We start from the raw sequence: 19,117 nt of genomic DNA, 5'->3' as shown, positions 1-19,117 counted from the left end.
GGCGCCCCCAACCGCTACGCCCTCCGCGTCGCTGCTCAGACATGGCGCAGGTCCCGGTAGCCGGCTGCGATGGCTGCCTCGGTGCCTGGCCAGACGGAGGGCGCCGGCGCCGGCTCCGCTCCCGGGCCGATGACCCACCTGTCCCCGACCCAGGCCATGCGTTGGCAGTCGGCGATCGCGATGCGGGAGGTCTGCTCCACGGTGACGGTGAACTCGAGGTTCACGCACACCACGGCGAAGTCCGAGCCCACCGTGCCCTTGATCAGCCCCATCACCGGGCGCACGACGATCGCCAGCTGCGGCGACCCCGCGCCGGACAGGCCGGCTGCGGACAACAGGCTGGCCATGCCGTCCACCCCCGACCACGTCTCCGGGGTCGGCCCGCCGGGAGCGGCCCACTCGGCGATCACTCGTCGAACGCCGTCCATCGAGCCGCTCTGCATCGCCGTCACGTCGATCGCCGCCAGCTGCGCCAGCGCACCCTCGGGCGTACGCGGGAAGCCACTGGGCACGTCCACCGGACCGATGCCGGTAGCCCGCGGCAGCTCGAGAACGCCGGCAGCTTGGGTCGACACGGGGCCGGGCAGCGCGTCATGCGGGTCGGCGGTCGGCATCGGTGCGGCGGCCAGCGCATCATGCCGCGACATGTCCGGGGAGGGCGCTGCAGCCTGTCGTGCGGCGTCCCTCTCGTCCGGTTCCTCGGTCAGCCCTCCGACAACTGCCACGACCAGGCCGGCCAGCACCGCCAGCGCCACCACCGCGCTGACCACGAGCGCCGCAAGGAGACGCGCCGGGCTCCACTCCGGCGCACCGCTCCCATGGACGTCGAGACGGCGGCGCATCAGGTGCACCCACTGCCGGTAATCGATCCGAGGATGACCAGGATGACCGTGTAGGTGATGGCCACCATCACGACCACCGCAATGCCCATCGCCCCGTACCGGGAGGCATGCGGATGGGAGAACATCCGGCCCACCAGGATTGAGCCGAGCGACACGACCGCGGCGATCCCGATCAGCGCCAGCACCCCCCACTTCACCCACGCCGTCACCTGATCGGCGAAGGCCTGCACTCCCGGCGGCGCCTCCGGGCAGACCGCCGCGGTCAACTCCACCGGCGCCGCGGTGGCAGGCAACGCGGTCAGCACGACCAGGCCCGCAGCGACGAACGCGACGGTCGAGGCCGCTCGTACGGCTGCTTTCATGCGGGGTTTCACCGTGTCTCCCCCGCCGCGCCTGGCTGGGACGCTGCCGCCCGGTGCCGATGCCGATGCTGCGGTGGCACGGCCGGCATCAGCAGCGCGGCCAGCGACCGGCCGGCGGCCTCCACTCCCTTGGGCAACTGGTCCCCGGTCAGACCGGCGGTCTGCAGTCGTCCGTCGACCGGAACCCGGACCACCCGTCCCCGCGACCTCAACTCGCGAAGCTGCGGACCACAGTTGGCCTTCACCGCTCGGGGCCAGAGCGCCGGGCCCACGACGGCCACCACCACCGGCTGCTCGATCAGCTGGCTCAGCACGTGCTCGGTCAGTCGCACCCCGGGCACGGTCGGCCGGCAGACGACGACGGTGCTCGTACGGTCGGCGGCCAGCCGGACCAGGTCCTCCGGAGCAGGCAGCCCGAGATCGAGGACGGTGACCGCCGGCTCCTCGCTGATCGGTAGAACCGGCCAGCCGTCAGGCTCCACGTCTGCGACGCGTCGGTCGATCGTGACGCGGCCGCGGGAGCCACGTCGCCAGGCGCCGGCGGCGTCGGTGCCCAGCTCCGCCGCCGCTGCGGCAATCAGCCCCGACTGTCGGGGATGCGCAGTCTCCACCAGGTGCACCCGCCGGTCGGTGGCCGCGGCGTCGCTGATGGCCAGCGCCACCGTGGAAGCGCCGGCACCGGCGTGTGCCGCTACGACCGTGATCCAGTCGGCCGCCAGCGCGTCGATGTCACCCCTGCCTGGGACAGCCGCGGGCGCGCCGTCACCCCTGCTCGAGCCTCGCCGCTGCGCTCTGTCACCGCTGTCACCCCACCGCTCGCGGTGCGTGCCCTCTCCAGGCGGGAGCGCCGTGCTGTCCCCGTCTCGCCTTGTGCGGCGCGGAGATGGAACCGGTGCACCCGTCGGTGCAGGGTCCTCGGACACGGAGAGCTCGTGGAGACGCGTCGGCGCCGTGAGCCTGCTTTCAGCAGCTCGCGGACGACGGGCACGCAGTTCGCGGAAGGCCTGCTGGATCTCCGCGACTGACAGCAGTCGCTCGTCGGGGTCGGGGTCGACGTCGGCGCCGTTGGCCACACCGCCCGTCACGGCGCCGGCTTCGTCGACGTCCTGCAGCAGTGGGCTCACGCGACGGCCGCCAGATAATGAGGAGCCATGCCGCGCAAGGCGGTCAGCGTGCGGTTCCGCCGGCGGTACAGGGTGCGCGTCGTGATGCCGTGTGCGGTGGCGACCTTCTGGTCGGCGCGCCGGTGTTGCTGGTCGCGGCTGCACTCCGTGGCGATCAGCAGTGCGACGTCCTCGGCGTCGACCCCGGAGCGCACCGCCCACTGCAGCAGGTCGACGACGTCGAGGTCCTCCCCCTCCTCGTCGGCGCTCGCAGTTGCGATCCGAGTGATGTCGCCCGTAGCGGTCAGGATCTCGACCCGGTCGGGGTGGTAGCGGCTGCTGGGTCGCAGCTCGGCGAGTACCGCCCGCCGGGTCTCGGCGCGCAGGTTCGCCGCGATCGCCCGAGGCCGGCGTCGCCATGGGTAGCGGCGGATCTGGCAAGCGAGTTCGCCGACGACCACGGCGAGGATGTCGGGGTTCAGGTCTGCGAGCTGTCTGGCCATCGTCCGCACCAGCCCGCTGAGCAAGTGAAGCGTCAGCAGCAGCGCGTCGTCGTCGTGGCCACCGTCAACAGCGGCCAGCCGGACGAGCGCAGCGAGCACGACGTCGCGGCGGTCGTCCGCGCCGCCCTCGGCCCAGACGGCGAGCAGGTCGTGGACGCTGCGCAGTCCGGCCAGGGCTGGCTCGGTGGCGGCCCAGCGGACGAGGACGGCGTCGCCGTCCAGACGTGCGGCGAGCGCCGGCCAGCTGCCGACGATGGTGGGGTCGTGGAACATGTGCGGGTCCTCCGGCATCGGTGTGATGCCGTCGACGCTCCGCAGAGACGTTCAACGAGTCGTCACCCTCGGCAGGGGTGACAGGTGGCCGTCACGTCACCCCGTGACCAGCGCTGTCCCGCTGTCGCGTCCCGGGAGTCTCGGCATCCCGCAGCGAGGGGTGACAGGGCGAGAAGCCAGGGGTGACCGACCGAGGCGCGACGACGACAGGCGCCACGATCCGCTTGCAGCACCCCGCGGCGGCGTGCTCCGGACGCCGACGCCTTTTCGAGGACGGCAACCCGTTGGCACGCCTTCATGCCGTGAGGGGCCTCAGCCCTCGGCCCCGTGTCAAGCGCCCCGTTTCGTCCGACCGGACAATTATTCTCACCAGCGTGACTTGCCGCCGTCGCGTCGCTGTACACGAGCGCTGGTGCTCCCAGGTCTGCCTGTGGGGTGCCGCGGTGACGTCCACTTGAGCTCGTGGGAGTCTGCGTCGAGCGAGGTATGGGCACAGCCCGTGCTCGTGGGGCGGAACAGCGTCCGTCAGTTGCTCGTCCCCGAGACCGAAATTCGAATCGACACCGCAAACGCCGTTGCCTCTAGCCCGTACGGCCAATGGCCCCTGCTACAGGCAGGCAACCCAGACGGTCCGCTCGCGCTGTTGACCGACCCGCTGACTGGGGACGCGACGGCCTGCTGGACAGGCAAGCTGACCCAACACGACGGCGAGGCGGTCGTCGGGTCGTGGGTGAATGCATTTCACTTCGGCGAGCCGGACGCAGCAGGTGCGCTCCGCAGCCCCCAGGTCGGCGCCGTTCATGCGGCCGTCGGACACTTCCTGTCCAGCAGTGACGAGCCCGGCCTCGTCGTGATGCCGACCGGGACGGGCAAGACGGAGTCGATGCTCGCCATCGCAGTCCACGAGCGCGTACGACACCTCTTAGTGCTAGTCCCCACCAACGCGCTGCGCGAGCAGATTGCGCGCAAGTTCCTCAACCTCGGAATCCTGCAGCGCGAGGGCATTGTGGAGAAGGCAGCGCTGCGGCCCGCTGTCGCCGAACTGCAACACGCAGTCCCCAGTGTTGAGGAGGCTCAGACGCTCCTATCGGCGAGCCAGGTCATCGTGGCGACGCCTGACGTGCTCAGGGCCAGCAGCGACGAGGCGCGCGCTGTGCTGCTCTCAGGGAGCACGCACCTGTTCGTCGACGAGGCGCACCACGCGCCGGCGACCACGTGGCAGTCCGTGATCGGGCAGTTCTCGGGACGCCCGGTGCTGCTGTTCACGGCCACGCCGCACCGGCGCGACCGCAAAGGCCTGCAGGGTCGGCAGATCTACCGCTACTCGCTGGCGGCGGCCCAGGAGGCCGGGTACTACCGGCACATCGAGTACACCGCCGTCGTGAGCCTCCGCACCCCGGACCGAGCGATTGCCGAGGCCGCCGTCGAGCGGCTCCGAAACGACCAGGCCATGGGTCTTGACCACATCCTGATGGCGCGCGTCAGCTCCGTTGCTCGGACCGAGCAGCTCCTCGCCGTGTACGCGCACCTCGGCCCCGAGTTCATGCCGACCGTCATCCACAGCGCCCTTGGCGTGAAAGCCAAGCGGTCGGCGTTGGCAGCGCTGCGCACACGTGAGAGCCGCATCATCATCTGCGTCGACATGCTCGGCGAGGGCTTCGACCTGCCGCAGCTGAAGATCGCCGCGCTCCACGATCCTCGCAAGAGTCTTAGCCCGCTCATCCAGCTCGTCGGGCGCTTCACGCGCACGGCCGACGACGACACGCTCGGTACAGCATCGGTGTTCGCTGCCCGGGACGCGAAGAGCGCGATGTCTCCGCTCAGCGATCTGTTCCGTGAGGACTCGGACTGGAATCTCGTCATGAGGGACGTGAGCGAGCGGCTGACGCTCGCGGCCGAGCGCGCAGCGTCCTTCGACACCTCATTCGACGCCAGTGGCGGCACAATTCCTACCGCCACGCTCCGCCCTAACAGCAGCGCCGTCGCCTACCGCACACCCGGCACTTGGTGGGACCCCGCGCTCGGCCCCGCGCTGTTCGAGGACGGCGTGGCCCAGGTGTCCGCGCTGACGCTGGGCGACGACGGCAATGTCGCCTGGTTCATCGTGTCGCGATATGCCGCGGTGCCGTGGGCGAACAGCGTGGACTTGGTCGACGTCACGCACGAGCTGATCGTCATGCGCTTCGACCCCGTGCGGCGGCTGCTGTTCATCCACGGCTCGGAGAAGTCCAGCCGGTTCGAGGAGCTCGCGGAGCTGGTGCTCGGAGCGGAGGGTGACCTACTCAGGGAGGCGGTTGCATTCCGGGTCCTGAGTGGTGTCGGCTACCCGGTTCCGACGAACGTCGGATTGGTGGACGTCATCGACGGCGACAACCGCTTCACCATGCACACCGGCGGTGACGTCACCGCCGGCCTTGAGTTGCAGAACACGGGGACGAAGTCGCAAACGCACATCGCCATCAAGGGCTTCGACTCCGGGGACCGCGTCGCCATCAGCGCCGCAAGATCCGGTCGCTTCTGGAGTCCGCGGACTGCCCAGAGCATCCACGAGTGGGTCGAGTGGTGCGACTACCAGGGAGGCAAACTCCTCGACGACACCATCGACCCCGGTGACGTCATCCGAGGCTTCATCGTCCCAGAGGCTCTCGTCGCGATTCCAGACGAGGTGCTCATCGCGGTGCAGTGGCCAGCGCTGGTGTACGAGAGCCTCACCGCCCTGCCCGAGCTTCACCGGAACGGGTCGGTGTACAACCTGCTCGACGTGGAGCTGCACCCGCGCGGATTCGAGCGGGGAGCACCGGTGCGCTTCATCCTTCAGTGGCGCTCGGAGGACTCGAACGACCGGTGGGAAGTTGAATACCTGGCGCGGGTGAGCGAGCGCAGGCTGGTCGTGAGCGCCACTAGCCCGGACGTCACCGCGTGCACCGCCAGGGACGAGGAGGTGCCGTTTGCACAGTGGCTGACTGTGCACCCGCCCACCCTCGTTCTCTCCAACGACACCATCGTGCTCGAGGGTGATCAGGTGCTCCGCGCGAAGGCGACACCAGCTTTCGACCGCGACAAGCTCGTATCCCTGCCCTGGACGGACGTTAACCCAAGAGTTGAATCCCAAGGCCGCGACCGAAAGCCGGAGTCAATCCAGCACTACATCTCCAAGCACGTGCAGGAGCACATGGCCTTCGACGTGTTGATCGACGATGACGGCGCTGGGGAGATCGCTGATCTAGTGGGACTGCGAGTCAGTGAGCGCGAACTGTTCGTCACGCTTATCCACTGCAAATACTCCTCCGCGGCGAACGCCGGCGCGCGGGTTGGGGACCTGTACGAGGTTTGCGGGCAGGCGGTCCGCAGTATCGGACGGCGACGCCGGACACCGCTCATGCTCTCGCTGCTCGCGCAGCGGGCAGGCCGAAAGCAGGAGCGCGGCTATCAACCGTTCGAAGTTGGGGACGAAGCCGCGCTTCTCAACGTCTGTGAGAAGGCCGCGCAACTACGACCACGATTCGAGATCATCGTCGCTCAACCAGGATTGTCCAAGAAACAGGTGCGGGATGACCAGTTGCCGGTGCTCGCCGGCGTGGCCAACTACCTGCAGCACACCGCCGGCGCCAAGTTCACGGTACTCATCGCCGACTGAGCAAGGCCGTCCGCGCGATCGGTCGCGCACGGGGTCGTACGCCTGGTGAGGTTGGTCAGCTGGCCCTGTTGATCCACTGTCGGCGGAAGAGGATCTCGGCGGTTCTGGGTGGCAGGTCTTCTTCCACCTCGGCGTCGTGGTTGGCCAGAATGCGGGCGACGTAGGCGTCGGCCTCGGCCCGGTTGCCCTGGGCGTCGCAGGCGGCGACCAGGTCTAGGAGCGGCACGTCCTCGTAGCTGCCGGCTTTCAGCGCCACGTGAGCGGCGGCCGCAGCGAGCTCGGGCTTGCCGGCGGCGAGGTGGTGCGTCGCGACGGTGTGCGCCACGTCGACGATCATGGCGGCGTACTCGTGGTCCAGCCGGGAGTTCTCCTCGACCAGCCAGCTGTAGCCGCCGGGCGAACCCTGCCGCGATGCGGGTAGGTCGAACGGCCGCCCAGTGACGAGGTCGAGAGCGGCGCGCAGGTCGGCGATTCCGTCGACACCGCAGGCCAGCCCGCGGACTCGCAGTCGGCGGAACAGCTCGGCGTCGATGAGGACGTCGTCGATGCGATAGCGGCCGACCCCGCCGGCGGTGACCCCGGACGGGAGGTAGTCCGCGCCGGTCGCCGGATTGACGCCCAGCCAGGCGCGCACGATCGAGATCGACTGCCGCACCTTTGTCTTGCCGACGACATCGGGCTCGTTGGGCCAGATCGCGGTGGCGTAGCGCTCGCTGGTCACGCCGCCGGGCCGGGTGGCCAGATAGGCGACGATCTCGGTGTAGAACTGCCGCCGCGGGTTGCGCTCGGGCAGCGTGTCCTGCGCCCGCACTGCGACCGGGCCGAGCAGGATCAACTTCGGCCGTGGGCAGGACGGGTCGGCCCAGTCGGCCAGGTCAGCGTCCAGGGCAGGGTCGGCGACCTCGACCTGGTCGCGAATGCGGGCGTCGGTAGCGGGAGCCAATGCCTCCAGGTCCTGCTCGGTGGTCGCGGCTCGATCGAGGTAGGTCTGCGCGGACAGCGGCAACACCGAGTTGGTCATCCACGGCGAGGTGTCTGCAAGGCCGAACGCCGGGAAGTCGTCAGCCCCGGCGGCCGCAAATGGTGGCTGCCGCTGCGCGGAGCGGGTTGGGTCGATGCGTAGGCCCCCGCAGGCGTCTGCGTGCCTGTCCCAGTCCTCATCGCCGCGAGAGGGTGGGACCGGGCGGTCGTCGGTGACGGTAGCCAGCGCGAGGACCTGGGCCAGCTGCGCGGCCTCGTCGGCCGGGATCTGCTGCGCGATCAGCTCGACTCCCAGGGCGGGGACGCTGAGCATGCCGGCCTCGTCGACAGTCAGCTGCCATCGGGCGGCGTCCGCGTGGTCCGCATCGTCGATCAGCACCAACGCGACTGCGCCGCGGGCTCGCTGCTGCTTCATGGCGGTCAGCAGCCGTTCCACCCCGGCGCCGTCCTTCGCAACATCCGGGGCGATGAGCAGCACGTGCGGTGCCCATGCGTCGCCGGCCACGTCGCGCATCCGGCCCGACAGCACATCGACGTCGGCCATTTGCATGGCCTCGGTGACCGATTCCAGGTGGCCGTCGAGCGCCCCGATCGCCTTCTCGACGTCGTCGGTGTAGGTCAGCCGGTCGGGATTGATCTGGGCCAGCTCCTTGCCGAAGCCGACCAGGGTCACCTGCAGCATCTCCGACCACGTGTTGTGCGCGAGCTCGGCACCGAGGAACCGGGCCAGGTTCAGGCAGCGTTCGGCGTCCCCGGACAGGGACAGGGTCGCGACCCGTTCCAGGTCGAGCAGCCAGTGCTCGCCCTCGGCGGTGTAGCCCACCGACGCGAGCATCGGGAACGGTGCGAAGAAGTACGCCCGCCGCTGCTCGTCGTAGGTCAGCGCAACATCGCGCCGGATCGACCAGCGGGTGCCGGCCGGGTCCACCGTCCACGGCTTCGGGACCTCCGAGGCCGGCTCGGTGAGTACCAGGGTCAGGACGTCGTCGGTCATGCAGGCCGCCACCACGTCGGGCAGGTGAGCGCCGTCGACCTTCGCCAGGGCCTGCACCAGGGCCCGCAGCGCCTGGTCCAGCCACGTGACGTCGGCACTGCCGACGCTGCCGGCCTCCAGCAGGGCTCGTTCGACGTGCACCAGCTCTGGTGGTGTGCTGCCGATCGTGCGGCCAGGACGTCGCTGCCGGAACTGCCTGCGGCGGTAGCGCAGCAACGCGGTCAGCGAGGCCCCGGCCAGCAGCAGCCCACCGCCGGCGGCGAAGGCGATCATCGGTAGCTCCGAGGTGCTACCCGTCGAGGTCTCGTCAGGCCTCGCCGGCGATGGCTCGACGCTGTTCGGTGCAGCCGTGGGAGACGAGGTCGGGGCGTTGGTGGCCGGACCGGGCGCGGCCGGAGGCGGCGCATTGGTGCCCGGCGTGGTCGGGTCAGCGGGCGGGGCGGTGCTCGGGCCTGGCGCTGATGGCGGTGCCGGCGTCGTGGGCGGTGCCGGCTCGGCTGCCGGAGGCGCCGGTGGGCTAGGTGCGGGCGTCGCGGGACTGGCCGAGTCCGGGATGCTCAGCGTCCAGCCCGGTCGGATCAGCGATGGGTCGGTGAAGGTGGCGCCTCCAGGCTGACTGCGTCCCCGGTTGAGCTCCCAGGCTTGTCGCCAGTTGTGTCCGCTGCCGGTGATCTCCTCCGTGAGGTCCCACAGGGTGTCACCGGGTTCCACAGTGACGTCCTCGATGGTTGTCGCGGTGGTCGGAGCTGGGCCCGTCGGCGGCAGGCCGACCGCGTCGGGCGGCAGGACCAGCACCGTGCCCGGGAGGATTTCGTTGTCGGGACCGACTGCGGTCGGGTTGAGCCCGGCGATCTCCGGATACCGCAGCGGGTCCCCGAGATACCGCTCGGCCAGCGCCCACAGGGTGTCCCGGCGCTGCACCTGGTAGGTCGTGGTCCCGACCGGAGGCGTGTGCTCGTCCGGCATCGAGTAGGTGACGGGTGTCTGCGCTATGACCGGTGCGCTGGCGTACTGCGCCGACGACGGGACGACAGTGGATGCGGCCGCGACCGGCAGCGGCGGCGGCGCCGTTGCGGTGGATGCGGGGGCGCCGGCGGCCAGAGGACTAGCGGTGAAGCCCACCGCGACGGCGGTGACCAAAGCGGCGGCCAGCCGCTGCAAGATCCCGAGCCCAGGCAGCGGACGAACCGGCCGTGCGCGGGCGTACGCCACGATCTCCGCCACTGTCGCGGCGGTGAACAGTGCCCAGCACACCCACACCCCGGCTGCGAGGACGAGTCCGGCGAGCTGCCCGTTGTCGCGGGACGTCAGGACGGCGCCGACCTCGTCCAGCGACGGCAGGCTGTCCGGGACCAGGTGCAGCACCGCCATCAGCACCGGTACGCCGACGAGGACAGCGAGCAGCGCCACGAGGGCGCCCACGGCCTTGAGCAGGCGGGCGGCGTGGCCGGTCACGACAGGCCCTCACCGGAGGTGACCCCGACCAGCAGCTGGGCGGTGTGCACGCGGGTCTGGCTGACAGGGATGCCCAGCAGGGGTGTCGAGTCGGTGACCGTCACGCTGACCTCCACGATGCCGGGGCCTGTGACGGTCACCGTGCCGGTCGCGCCGGCTTGGTCGAGGTAGGAACGGGCCGCGGTCGCCGCCAACTGTGCGTCGGTGCTGCCGCCGGTGGGAACCGGGCCGATGGCGATGCTGGCTGCTCGGGCTGCCTCAGCCGAGTAGGTGTCGGCGCGGTTGGCGGCCTGGATCGCGGTCCCGGCGTCGACGAGTGCGGTGACCAGGACGCCGACGATGAGCACGATGAAGCAGAACAGCACGGCCACGGACCCCCGGTCGTCCCGGAGTTGAGCGCTGGCGTGCGGGCGGGGTGTCACGACAGGTCCCTGGCAGGGTCGAGCGGGCTGGTGGCGCTGTCGTGCAGCGTCCGAGAGCCGGGCAGGCCGGCAACTCCGATGTCGGAGAGGTCGACGGTGCACGTCACGGCGACGGTGACCGAAGCCGAGGCGCCCGGCGGCGCAGTGAACCCGGAGGTGTCGACGCTGACCCGGACGTCGATGCAGTGCAGGCCCTGGCTGGTCAGTGCGGTGGTGGCGGTGTCGGTGGCGATCTGCTGCGCCGCGGCGGCCGAGCGCGCCAGCGAGGCGTCCCGCGCCGCGATCCCGGCGACGCCGCTGATGCGGTCGCCGGCCAGCGCAATCCGGGCGCCGACCACCAGCATGGCCACCAACAGGAGCCCGATCGGCAGCAGGATCGCCAGCTCCACCGACTCCGAGCCTCGGTCGTCCCGCCACCGCCGTCGGCGGCCGTTCGTAGCCGGCCGCAGGTTCCGATTCATGGCGAGTCCGGGGTGGTGAAGCGTTCCTTGCCGCGCACCACCGTCACCTCGACGGTCGGGGCGAAGCCGGGCAGCGGGATCACGTTCGGCACGCTGGCGGTGACGTGCACCGAGACCGTGGTGGCGGTGCCGGACTCGGTCACCGAGTACCGGGTGATCGCGCCGGAACCAAGCCTGGCCAGGTACGTGTCCGCTGCCGCCTGCCCCGCTCCCCCGGCCGCCCCGTGGACGCTGGCGGCGCGTGCTCCGACGTGCGCCGCGGCGTCGGCTGCTTCCCGGGCGAAGTACCACAGCGCGAGCTGCGGGCCGGCCAACAGCAGCGCGACGATGATGGGAAACAGGATCGCGAACTCGACGCTGGATGAGCCCCGCTCGCTGCCGCGGCCGCGGTGTCGGCGGGAGCCCGGGCGCGCGACTGGACCGTGCGGCGAGGATGCCGCACGGTTCGGAGTACGAGCCTCGAGCATGGAACCGCTGCCGGTTCTACTGGAACAGCGACGTCTTGCTGGCCACGAACGCGATGGCCGCTGCGCTGACCGCGCCGCCCAGCGCGATGGCCAGGATGACCATGAACGCCTTTTCCGAGGAGTCCGAGCCTCGGTCGTCGGCGACGTGATCGGCGCGCAGCCAGGCCAGGACTGACAGCGCCATGACGGACAGGGCCGTGACGCACTGCGCCACGACGGCCTGGGCGCCCCGGCGCCGGATGGTGAGCTGGAACATGGGAAACCTCCGGGTAGACGGTGCGGTCAGGACGAGATCCCGAACATGCGGAGCATGAAGGGGACGAGCACGAACAGGGTCAGTCCGGTGACCAGCAGGGCCAGCGGGCGGGACATCCGCTCGCTGACCTGGTTGGCCTCGGTACGGGCGTCGGACAGCTCGGCGTGCCGAAGCGTGCGGGCGCTGGCCAGCAGAGTGTTGTAGACCGAGGCACCGTCGGCGGCCACTGCCGCGATGTCGGCGAGGTTGCGCAGCTCGGCGACCTGTAGCTCCTCACCGAGGTCGCGCAGCTCGCCCCAGGGTTTGCGGCCGGACAGCGCTGCGCGGCGGATGGCGCGGCGCATGCGGACGAACGGCATGCTGCCCGAGATCTCGGCGGCCTCTTCCAGTGCCTGCTCCACCGAGCCCCGCGCGCGACGTTCACCGGCCACCAGGGTGAGGAAGGACTCGAGATTGCTCCGGAACTCCACCCGCGCCTTCTCCGCCGCCTCGCGTACCTCGGCCGAGGGCAGAAACCACCCGACGACGGCGATCCCCAGCCCGACCGCGACGGGCAGGACGAAAGGCACCGGAACGTCGAGCAGCACGAACACCAGGCCGAACAGCGACGGAGCGAGCAAGCCGGCGAGCGCCAGGGTCAGCTTGCGGGCCGCGAGCTGAGCGCGGGTCCAGCCAATGATCGCCAAGTCGGCGTCCGAGACGCCCAGATGCCCGTCCAACGCCCGCGCCACCGGCACCGGCAGCCAGTCCCACCGGTCTCGGGTGGACGTCGTCACCGCCGGCGCCGTTCGCACGGTCGGCTCGGCCGCCAACTGCTCCAGTGCGGCCACCAGTGACGGCGGCACCGGACGCAGTGCACGGACCGCGAGGACGAGGCCGCCCACGATGAGCATCCCGGCGAGGGTGGCCGTCTGCAGCCCGGTCACCGGTGCACCGGAGCCGGGTCCGGATCGAAGAGGACCCGCGGGGGCTTGACCGGGTCGGACAACCGGCGCATCCACCGCAGCGACGTCGCGAAGATCGCCACCACTGCCAGCAGGGCGATCTGCCCGAACGGCGTCGAGTAGCCCGACAGGAAGCTCCGGGCAAACAGCGTCATCCCGACCACCAGCACCAGGGTCACCACGACGATGGTGCGCATGTTCGACCGCGGCTTGGCGCGCTCGGCCTCCACCTCACGGACCATGCGAGAGCGGTCGTCGAGGTCGGCGGCCAGCGCGGTGAGCACTTCGGCGAGCCCCGGCCCGCCGTTGCGCTCCCGCAGGATGAGCACCATGGCGATCTTCTCGGCGGCCGGGTCGTCGATCTCGCGGGCGAACTGGCGCAGCGCCGTCTCGGTGCCCTGCGGCCCCATCCTGGTCACCAGGTTGGTGACCGCCGGTGCGATCGGCTCCGGCACCGAGTTCAGGGAGCGACGCAGCGCATCGCGCGTCGACCCGGCGGCGCCGGAGCTGATGAGGTCGGCCAGCCGCCGCGTCCAGTCCGCCAACGCCTCGGACGTGGCGATCAGCCGCTTGGCTTCCTTGCCGCCGCCGAGCACCTTCGGAATGAACACGACACCGCCGGCAGCGCCCAGCGCCGCGGCCGGCCAGCCGGTGACCAGCAGGACGAGCACGCCTGCGGCCAGCGCACCGAGGAACAGCGGAGTGGCCCCCCGCCGCGAGGACGCGCGCACCGACGGCGAGCGCTCCGGCAGGAAGGGGACGCCGCGCAGCGCCCCGACGACGCCGACCAGGCCGGCCGCGAGCAGTAACCCGGCCAGGGTCAGGAGCAGGCCACCGGCGGTCACGACGCACGCTCGCGGCGGTGAGGACCGGTGTGCCAATCCGAGGCGCCCGGGTGCAGCCAGTTCAGATCGAAGCCGACCGCGGTCAGCCGCTCGGCCAGCGACTCGCTGAGCATCCCCGGCCCCGTGGCCTGGGCGCGCCCGTCCTCGGCGCGCGGCGCGAAGATCGGCTTGAGGTCCGGCCGACCGGAGTCGCCGATCGGGCCGAGTTCGTAGATGCCCGCGACGTACCGGGCGTAGTCACGGTCGCGATGCACGTGCACGACCAGGTTCAGGGCGGCCAGCGAGCGCAGCACCAGCTCCGGGGACGGGGCCGGATGCGCCTTCAGCGCGTTGATCAGCACCTTGTCGAACACGCCGTCGGCCGACGGTGAGTGGATCGTGCACATGACCGACGAGATGCCGCTGGTCGCCGCCTCCAGCAGATAGGTGACGTAGGCACCGCGGACCTCCCCCACGAGCACCCAGGTCGGGGACGCGCGCAGCGCCAGGTGCAGCGCATCCCCCATGTCGAACCCGCCTCTGCCTTCGGCGTTGGGTAGCCGGGACTCGAACGGTCGGCACACCGCATGCCGCCGGACCAGCTGCCGGCGCTCGGGATCCCACCGAGGCAGGTGCAGACCCAGCTCCCGCTCGTCCTCCACGGTGATGACCACGTTGTTCCACGGGATGGCGTTGCCCAGTGCGCGTAGCAGCGTTGTCTTGCCGACCCCCGGCGCGCCGCTGACCAGCGGAGATGCACCGGCGAGGATCGCCGCATGCAGGAAGGCTCGCACCGGTGAGTCGACCATGTTCATCTCGTGCAGGTCGTCGAGGCTCGGATCACTGAACCGGTGCACCCGGATCACCCCGGCCGGGCGCGGCAGCACGTCCATAGCCGCCTGCAGCCGCGCGCCGAGCTCGGTCACGCCCTTCAGCCGCACGTTCAGGGTGGGGCTGGCTGAGGAGAACTCGCGGCTGGTCTGACCGTCGTCCGACCGTGAACCGATCGACCGCAGCAGCTGCTCGAGCTCCTCGTCGCTGGAGGCGATCGCCGGCCCGGGCACGAGTTGGCCGCTGGCCATCCGCAGCATCGTCGGCTCACAGCCCTCGAAGTGGATGTCCTCCACGTCGTCCCGGGCCATCAGGGGAGCCAGTCGGCCCAGCCCGTCCAGCTCGGCCAGCACGGCCGCGAAAATCCTGTCCTCGGTGGTCACTTCCGGCGCCGGACGGCCGCGATTTGCCTCGTGCAACAGCCACTGGTTGTACTCGTCGCGGATCAACTTCCGGGTCAGCTCGCGCCGCGGGCCCGGGGCGTAGTTCCTGTCCTCCACCGTCAACCGGGTCGACACCCGGTCACGCAACTCCACCACGACGCGGTACTCGGTGCTGGTGAGCTCCTTGGTGTCGGCTGGTGTGGCGTCGACCGGCGCGGCCACCGCGGCCACCGCGGCCAGCGGCTCTGGCGGCGGCAGCGGCGGACGCTCGCGGGCGTGCCGCGGCAGATTGGGGGCGGCAGGCACTTCCAGCCGCGGCGAAGCGGTGTCCTCGTTCCTCATCCGGCCACCATCTCGGCGGCACGGGACGCCTCCGTCGGACTGGTCAGCGTCTTGGCCAGAGACGACGCCGCGCGCAGCAGTGCGGACCGTTGCAGCGTCTTCGGGTTGACCGTCGCGCCGTCGGAGAGCGCCTGCGCTGCGGTCCGGTCATAGGGCAACATCCCGGCCAGCGGTAGGTCCAACGCCTTGGCCACTTCGCCGGCGGAGTACGGCCCGTCCCCGACCACGAGTGCGCTGACCTTCGCGAGGTCACCGAGTTCGAGGCGCAGTCGTTGCGTCGCATCCTGCGCCGCATGCACCGACCGCACGCTGGGCCGCACCGCCAGCAGCACCCGGTCGGCGGCCCGCAGCACCGGCCAACAGCCGCGCTCGGTCACCAGTCGTCCGGCGTCGACCAAGGTATCCCGCCCGATCGACGCCCTCGACGTGTGCAGGGCCGACGCCAGCCGGTCCCATGCCTCGGCGGTGAACGAGGTGCCCTGCGCGGCGGACGTCACTCCTGGAACCAGCCACAACTGCGGCTGCTCGGGAAGCTGCACCGCATGCTGGGCGACCATCGTGGCGGCCTGCACCGCCGGGACACCCCGCCGGGCCGCCGTCGACCATGACAGGAGTCCCCGGTCGGCGCCGACCCGGCCGGCCAGCAGCCCCGGCGCCATGTCCCCGCCGGCCGGGTCACAGTCGGCGACCAGCAATGGCCCGGGCCACGTGAGGGCCAACGCCCACGTCGAGGTGGTCACCCCGGGCGCGGCCTTCCCCGAGGTCACGATGGTGAGCATCAGGTCATCGCCCCGCCGGCAGCAGGATCAACGCCAGGTTGCCGGTCGAGGCCAGCTCGGCCACCCGCACGCCGTCGTCGGCGCTGACCTGCACGTCGATCACCGTCACCTGTGTGGCCTGGTTGAGCGCCCCCACCTCGGCGACCGTCGCGTCGATCTGCTGATCGCGGGCACCGTCTGTGTCGGCAGACGGGGTACCGCTGCCACTGGTCGAGCCGGTGTTGCCGGGCGTCGGCACGATCAGCACCTGCTGACCTGGGTTCAGCCCGCGGGCCGGGAACTGTCCCTCCTTCAATGGCAGGGCGACCAGCATCTCCCCCGCCGTGAACCCGCTGTCCGGGCCGACCTGGGCGCCGGTCAGCAGCTCTCCCCGGGTCAGTGGCACCTGGGCGACCATCCCGACGATCTGGGACTGCTGCGAGGCAGGGATCGGTGACAGGTTGGGATCCGACGTCACGTTCGCGACCGTCAGGTCCTCCGCGGTGATCGTCGAGCCCACTTGCACGTCGCGGGCGACCGCCAGCACCTCCGTGCGCGTGGTCAGCATCTGGCCGGCGGTGAAGGCCAGCAGGCCCCCCAGCAGGACGATCAGCACGCTTAGGACCAGCGACTTGCGGCTGGCACGTCGCCTCGCCGCTGCGGCACGCACCGGAGAAGCCGGCGGCGGCGGCGCCTCTGGCGCCGGAGCTGGATAGCGCCCGGCCGTCGGCGACGCCATCCCGTCAAGCTGCGTCGTCATCTGATCACCACCGACTGCACCTCCGCCACCGCGAACGTCGCGTTCGAGGTCGTCGTCAGATCCGGCAGCGTGCCGGTGGCGCCCGTCGACGACGTCCAGGTGACCGACCACTGGATGCCGTACGTCGCCGTCACCCGCCCATCGGGCTGGTGGATCGATGACTGCGGGTACCGGTAGTCGCAGCCCGCCGGCGACGCGGCCCACACCCCGTCGCCCGGCTGCCAGGCCACACCAGGACCCGGGCACGACACCGTGACAGCCCCATCGCCCGGCTCGAACGACAGCGCCGTCGGTGTCACCGTCACCTGTGCCCACACGCCTCCGACGTCGGCACGCGCGGTCAGTGCTCGGAACGATCCCGGGTCGGTCCAGAACCAGGTGTAGGCGTTGACGACCGTAAACGGCTGCCCGTCCTGCAGAGTGCCGGCTGGGTACCGGCCCGTCGTCGGTGATGGCACCGTCATTGTGCTGAGCGCCTGTTGCGCGAGCTGCGCTGGATCGATCGCGGCCGGAACCCCCGGCGGGTTCGCCGACCAGAAGCTGAAGCCGTTGGTACCGGGGAACGCTCCACCGCCGGTGTAGGAAAGGCAGCTGTAGATGGCGCCGTCCGTGCGACCGCCCCAGATCGGCGAGTCCTTGGGAGGCTGTTGGGCCATCGCCTCCACGTAGCACTGCATGTCCTGCACCCACCACGCCTGGCCCTCCTGGCACGGAATGACGGTGCCGGAGGGGCTGACAGTGCAGGCCGCCGCAGGCGTGCCGCCATCCCCGTCGGGAGTCGTCGCGGCCGGTGGGGCCGCCGTCCCAGGGGCATCCTCGGCCGTCTCGACTCCGACTACACAGATGCCGTGCGAGTCGTACTGCTGGCAGGTCGCCGGATCAGCGACAGCAGTTGGCGAAAGGACCAGCGAAGCGCACACGCACAGCAGCGCTCCCGCCAGGGCGAGGACTACCCGTCGCATGACTCCGCCTGTCTGTTCGGCGCCTCGCTGACCCGCCACGACGACGTGTCCGGATAGTCCGGGTTCACCACGGTGAGTTGCTGGACGAGGTACCGCGGACGGTCAGGAGGCACGATCGACTGCCCGGTGGCGTCGACCGCGTCGACCTGGCTCACGTCGACGCAGGCGGTGACGACGACGGTCGGGAAGACAGTTGACGGCGAAGCGGCGGGATTGTTGGAGAGGTCGACGCTGACGGCAGACGCGCTCACCAGCTGCGACCGTCCGGTCTGGCGGTATCCCTGGGAGCGGAATTTGCCGATCGCCGTGGCCTGGGCCGTGGCTTCCGGAGCCACCGCGACCTGGTGTATGCCGTCGAGCGGGAGCGACGGGTCGAGGTACAGGTCGTCGATCGTCCCCAGGTAGTCCGGAACGAGCGCGACCGCCAGTGTCTCTGCTTCCTCGGCGGGGCTCGGAGTGGTCGGCGAGGGGCTCGACGTCTGGGAGCTCGACGTCCCGGACGTCGACGCACTCGACGAGCCGGGGTCTGACGACGACGAACAACCCGAGGCCGTCAGCGCCAGGAGCACCGAGGCTGCCCCCGCCACCGCCGTCCGTATCACCGTCACGCCTGATCACCTCCCAGCACGTCACCGTCCGTCGTTCGAGGTTGCCCTCTGTACTGAACGGACGTGTGACCCTCGTCGCCTTCCCACCCTTTCGGGTGACAGTCCATTCCTGAGTCCGTCACTCGTCCTCCCCGACTGGGTGTATCTCGCGGTCATGACACGCTCCCGCACCGCAAGCTGGGATGGCGCAGATATCCACAGGGCTGGCGTGGCGAAGATCAGGACGAATCTCTGTGGAAGTCGGGGGTGGCCGGCAGCGGATGAACGGCACGTGGGGGGTCGCCTCGGTGGCGGCAGCGATGGTCGGCGCCGCCGCTACGCCCTGGCTTACTACTTGCGGGCTCGCGCAGCTGTCACGGGTCGACGCTGTCCAGCCGGGCCTGTTGCTGGCCAGCGCCGCCGCCGGCGGCGGGGCGGGAGCCGCAGCGATCGTGACGTCCCACCGTGCGGGGACGTGGTGGCTGGCGCCTGCCCTGCTGGTCTGGGGATGCGCCTTGGTCGCCGGGGCCGCCTGCGATGCGGTCACCCAACGCGTCCCGACACCACTCGTCCGGCAGTCCGCCGTCGGCACCGGCGTGCTGCTGACCGTCGGTCTCGCTGTCCACGGTGACTGGCGCGGCCTGCTGCTCAGCGGCGCCGCTGCTGCGGTGGCGGGTGCGGTCCTGCTGTTGTGCTGGCGGTTCGCGGGAGCGGGATTCGGTGACGTCCGGCTGGCGACCCTCGGTGGGCTGGGCCTTGGACACGCCACGCATCACGGCTTGTTGTTGGCGCTCGTCGCGTTCACCGTGATCACCTTGACGCAAGCCGTGATCACGTTGATGCGTGGCGGGGACCGCCAGAGCACCTTTCCCTACGGCCCTGCCCTCACGGTGGGCTTCCTGCTCGCGGCCACCCTCTGACGGTGACGTCCATCCGGGACCGGGGCAGCGGGTTCCCTCAACGTCTATGG

The 19,117-nt window shown here is 70.7% G+C and carries 18 protein-coding genes; 2 read left to right on the top strand and 16 right to left on the bottom strand.

What is annotated here, in order from left to right; genetic code table 11:
• Positions 1–35 precede the first annotated feature (35 nt).
• Genes RM425_RS09150 through RM425_RS09135 form a run of 4 tightly spaced genes read right to left on the bottom strand, consistent with a single transcriptional unit; the run spans position 36 to position 3,083 of the window.
• Entirely contained in the window at positions 36–842 is an 807-nt protein-coding gene (locus RM425_RS09150; RefSeq protein ID WP_311344885.1) for a hypothetical protein, read from the bottom strand.
• A complete protein-coding gene (locus RM425_RS09145) occupies positions 842–1,216 on the bottom strand; it encodes a hypothetical protein (RefSeq protein ID WP_311344884.1) in 375 nt (124 codons plus the stop codon). The genes RM425_RS09150 and RM425_RS09145 overlap by 1 nt, the downstream gene beginning before the upstream one ends.
• Entirely contained in the window at positions 1,213–2,328 is a 1,116-nt protein-coding gene (locus RM425_RS09140; RefSeq protein ID WP_311344883.1) for a serine/threonine-protein kinase, read from the bottom strand. Before RM425_RS09140 ends, RM425_RS09145 begins: the two co-directional genes overlap by 4 nt.
• The gene (locus tag RM425_RS09135; RefSeq protein ID WP_311344882.1) at positions 2,325–3,083 is read right to left on the bottom strand and encodes a hypothetical protein; all 759 of its coding nucleotides are present in this window, start codon (positions 3,081–3,083) and stop codon (positions 2,325–2,327) included. The genes RM425_RS09140 and RM425_RS09135 overlap by 4 nt, the downstream gene beginning before the upstream one ends.
• A gap of 529 nt (positions 3,084–3,612) precedes the next feature.
• Between RM425_RS09135 and RM425_RS09130 the strand changes: the two genes are divergently transcribed.
• Positions 3,613–6,720 (top strand): DEAD/DEAH box helicase, encoded by a 3,108-nt coding sequence (locus RM425_RS09130; RefSeq protein WP_311344881.1) that lies wholly within the window; start codon positions 3,613–3,615, stop codon positions 6,718–6,720.
• Positions 6,721–6,775: 55 nt separating this feature from the next.
• On the opposite strand, the gene RM425_RS09125 is transcribed toward RM425_RS09130, so the two are convergent.
• From RM425_RS09125 to RM425_RS09070, 12 genes are all read right to left on the bottom strand, one after another.
• Entirely contained in the window at positions 6,776–10,150 is a 3,375-nt protein-coding gene (locus RM425_RS09125; protein WP_311344880.1) for a LysM peptidoglycan-binding domain-containing protein, read from the bottom strand.
• Positions 10,147–10,572, bottom strand: a complete 426-nt coding sequence (locus tag RM425_RS09120) for a hypothetical protein (RefSeq protein ID WP_311344879.1) — start codon at positions 10,570–10,572, stop codon at positions 10,147–10,149. Before RM425_RS09120 ends, RM425_RS09125 begins: the two co-directional genes overlap by 4 nt.
• A complete protein-coding gene (locus RM425_RS09115; RefSeq protein WP_311344878.1) occupies positions 10,569–10,961 on the bottom strand; it encodes a pilus assembly protein TadE in 393 nt (130 codons plus the stop codon). Before RM425_RS09115 ends, RM425_RS09120 begins: the two co-directional genes overlap by 4 nt.
• 68 nt (positions 10,962–11,029) lie before the next feature.
• Positions 11,030–11,500, bottom strand: a complete 471-nt coding sequence (locus RM425_RS09110) for a TadE/TadG family type IV pilus assembly protein (RefSeq protein WP_311344877.1) — start codon at positions 11,498–11,500, stop codon at positions 11,030–11,032.
• A gap of 16 nt (positions 11,501–11,516) precedes the next feature.
• A complete protein-coding gene (locus RM425_RS09105) occupies positions 11,517–11,756 on the bottom strand; it encodes a hypothetical protein (RefSeq protein ID WP_311344876.1) in 240 nt (79 codons plus the stop codon).
• 26 nt (positions 11,757–11,782) lie between these two features.
• Positions 11,783–12,682: a type II secretion system F family protein gene (locus tag RM425_RS09100; RefSeq protein ID WP_311344875.1), complete on the bottom strand. Its 900-nt coding sequence runs from the start codon at positions 12,680–12,682 to the stop codon at positions 11,783–11,785.
• The gene (locus tag RM425_RS09095) at positions 12,679–13,545 is read right to left on the bottom strand and encodes a type II secretion system F family protein (RefSeq protein ID WP_311344874.1); all 867 of its coding nucleotides are present in this window, start codon (positions 13,543–13,545) and stop codon (positions 12,679–12,681) included. Before RM425_RS09095 ends, RM425_RS09100 begins: the two co-directional genes overlap by 4 nt.
• Positions 13,542–15,080 (bottom strand): CpaF family protein, encoded by a 1,539-nt coding sequence (locus RM425_RS09090; protein WP_311344873.1) that lies wholly within the window; start codon positions 15,078–15,080, stop codon positions 13,542–13,544. The genes RM425_RS09095 and RM425_RS09090 overlap by 4 nt, the downstream gene beginning before the upstream one ends.
• Positions 15,077–15,859, bottom strand: a complete 783-nt coding sequence (locus RM425_RS09085; protein ID WP_311344872.1) for a hypothetical protein — start codon at positions 15,857–15,859, stop codon at positions 15,077–15,079. Before RM425_RS09085 ends, RM425_RS09090 begins: the two co-directional genes overlap by 4 nt.
• Before the next feature lie 4 nt (positions 15,860–15,863).
• On the bottom strand, positions 15,864–16,454 hold the full coding sequence (locus RM425_RS09080; protein ID WP_311344871.1) for an SAF domain-containing protein: 591 nt from the start codon (positions 16,452–16,454) through the stop codon (positions 15,864–15,866).
• 140 nt (positions 16,455–16,594) lie between these two features.
• The gene (locus tag RM425_RS09075; protein ID WP_311344870.1) at positions 16,595–17,284 is read right to left on the bottom strand and encodes a hypothetical protein; all 690 of its coding nucleotides are present in this window, start codon (positions 17,282–17,284) and stop codon (positions 16,595–16,597) included.
• Positions 17,285–17,547: 263 nt separating this feature from the next.
• Positions 17,548–18,168, bottom strand: coding sequence for a hypothetical protein (locus RM425_RS09070; protein ID WP_311344869.1), 621 nt, complete (start codon positions 18,166–18,168; stop codon positions 17,548–17,550).
• A gap of 260 nt (positions 18,169–18,428) precedes the next feature.
• On the opposite strand from RM425_RS09070, the gene RM425_RS09065 reads away from it, so the two are divergent.
• Entirely contained in the window at positions 18,429–19,067 is a 639-nt protein-coding gene (locus tag RM425_RS09065; protein ID WP_311344868.1) for a peptidase, read from the top strand.
• Positions 19,068–19,117 lie beyond the last annotated feature (50 nt).

It is taken from the genome of Blastococcus goldschmidtiae (genome assembly GCF_031845325.1).
GTDB lineage: Bacteria > Actinomycetota > Actinomycetes > Mycobacteriales > Geodermatophilaceae > Blastococcus > Blastococcus goldschmidtiae.
Note: the sequence above shows the minus strand (reverse complement) of the source record. Positions and strands in the feature narration are given on the sequence as shown.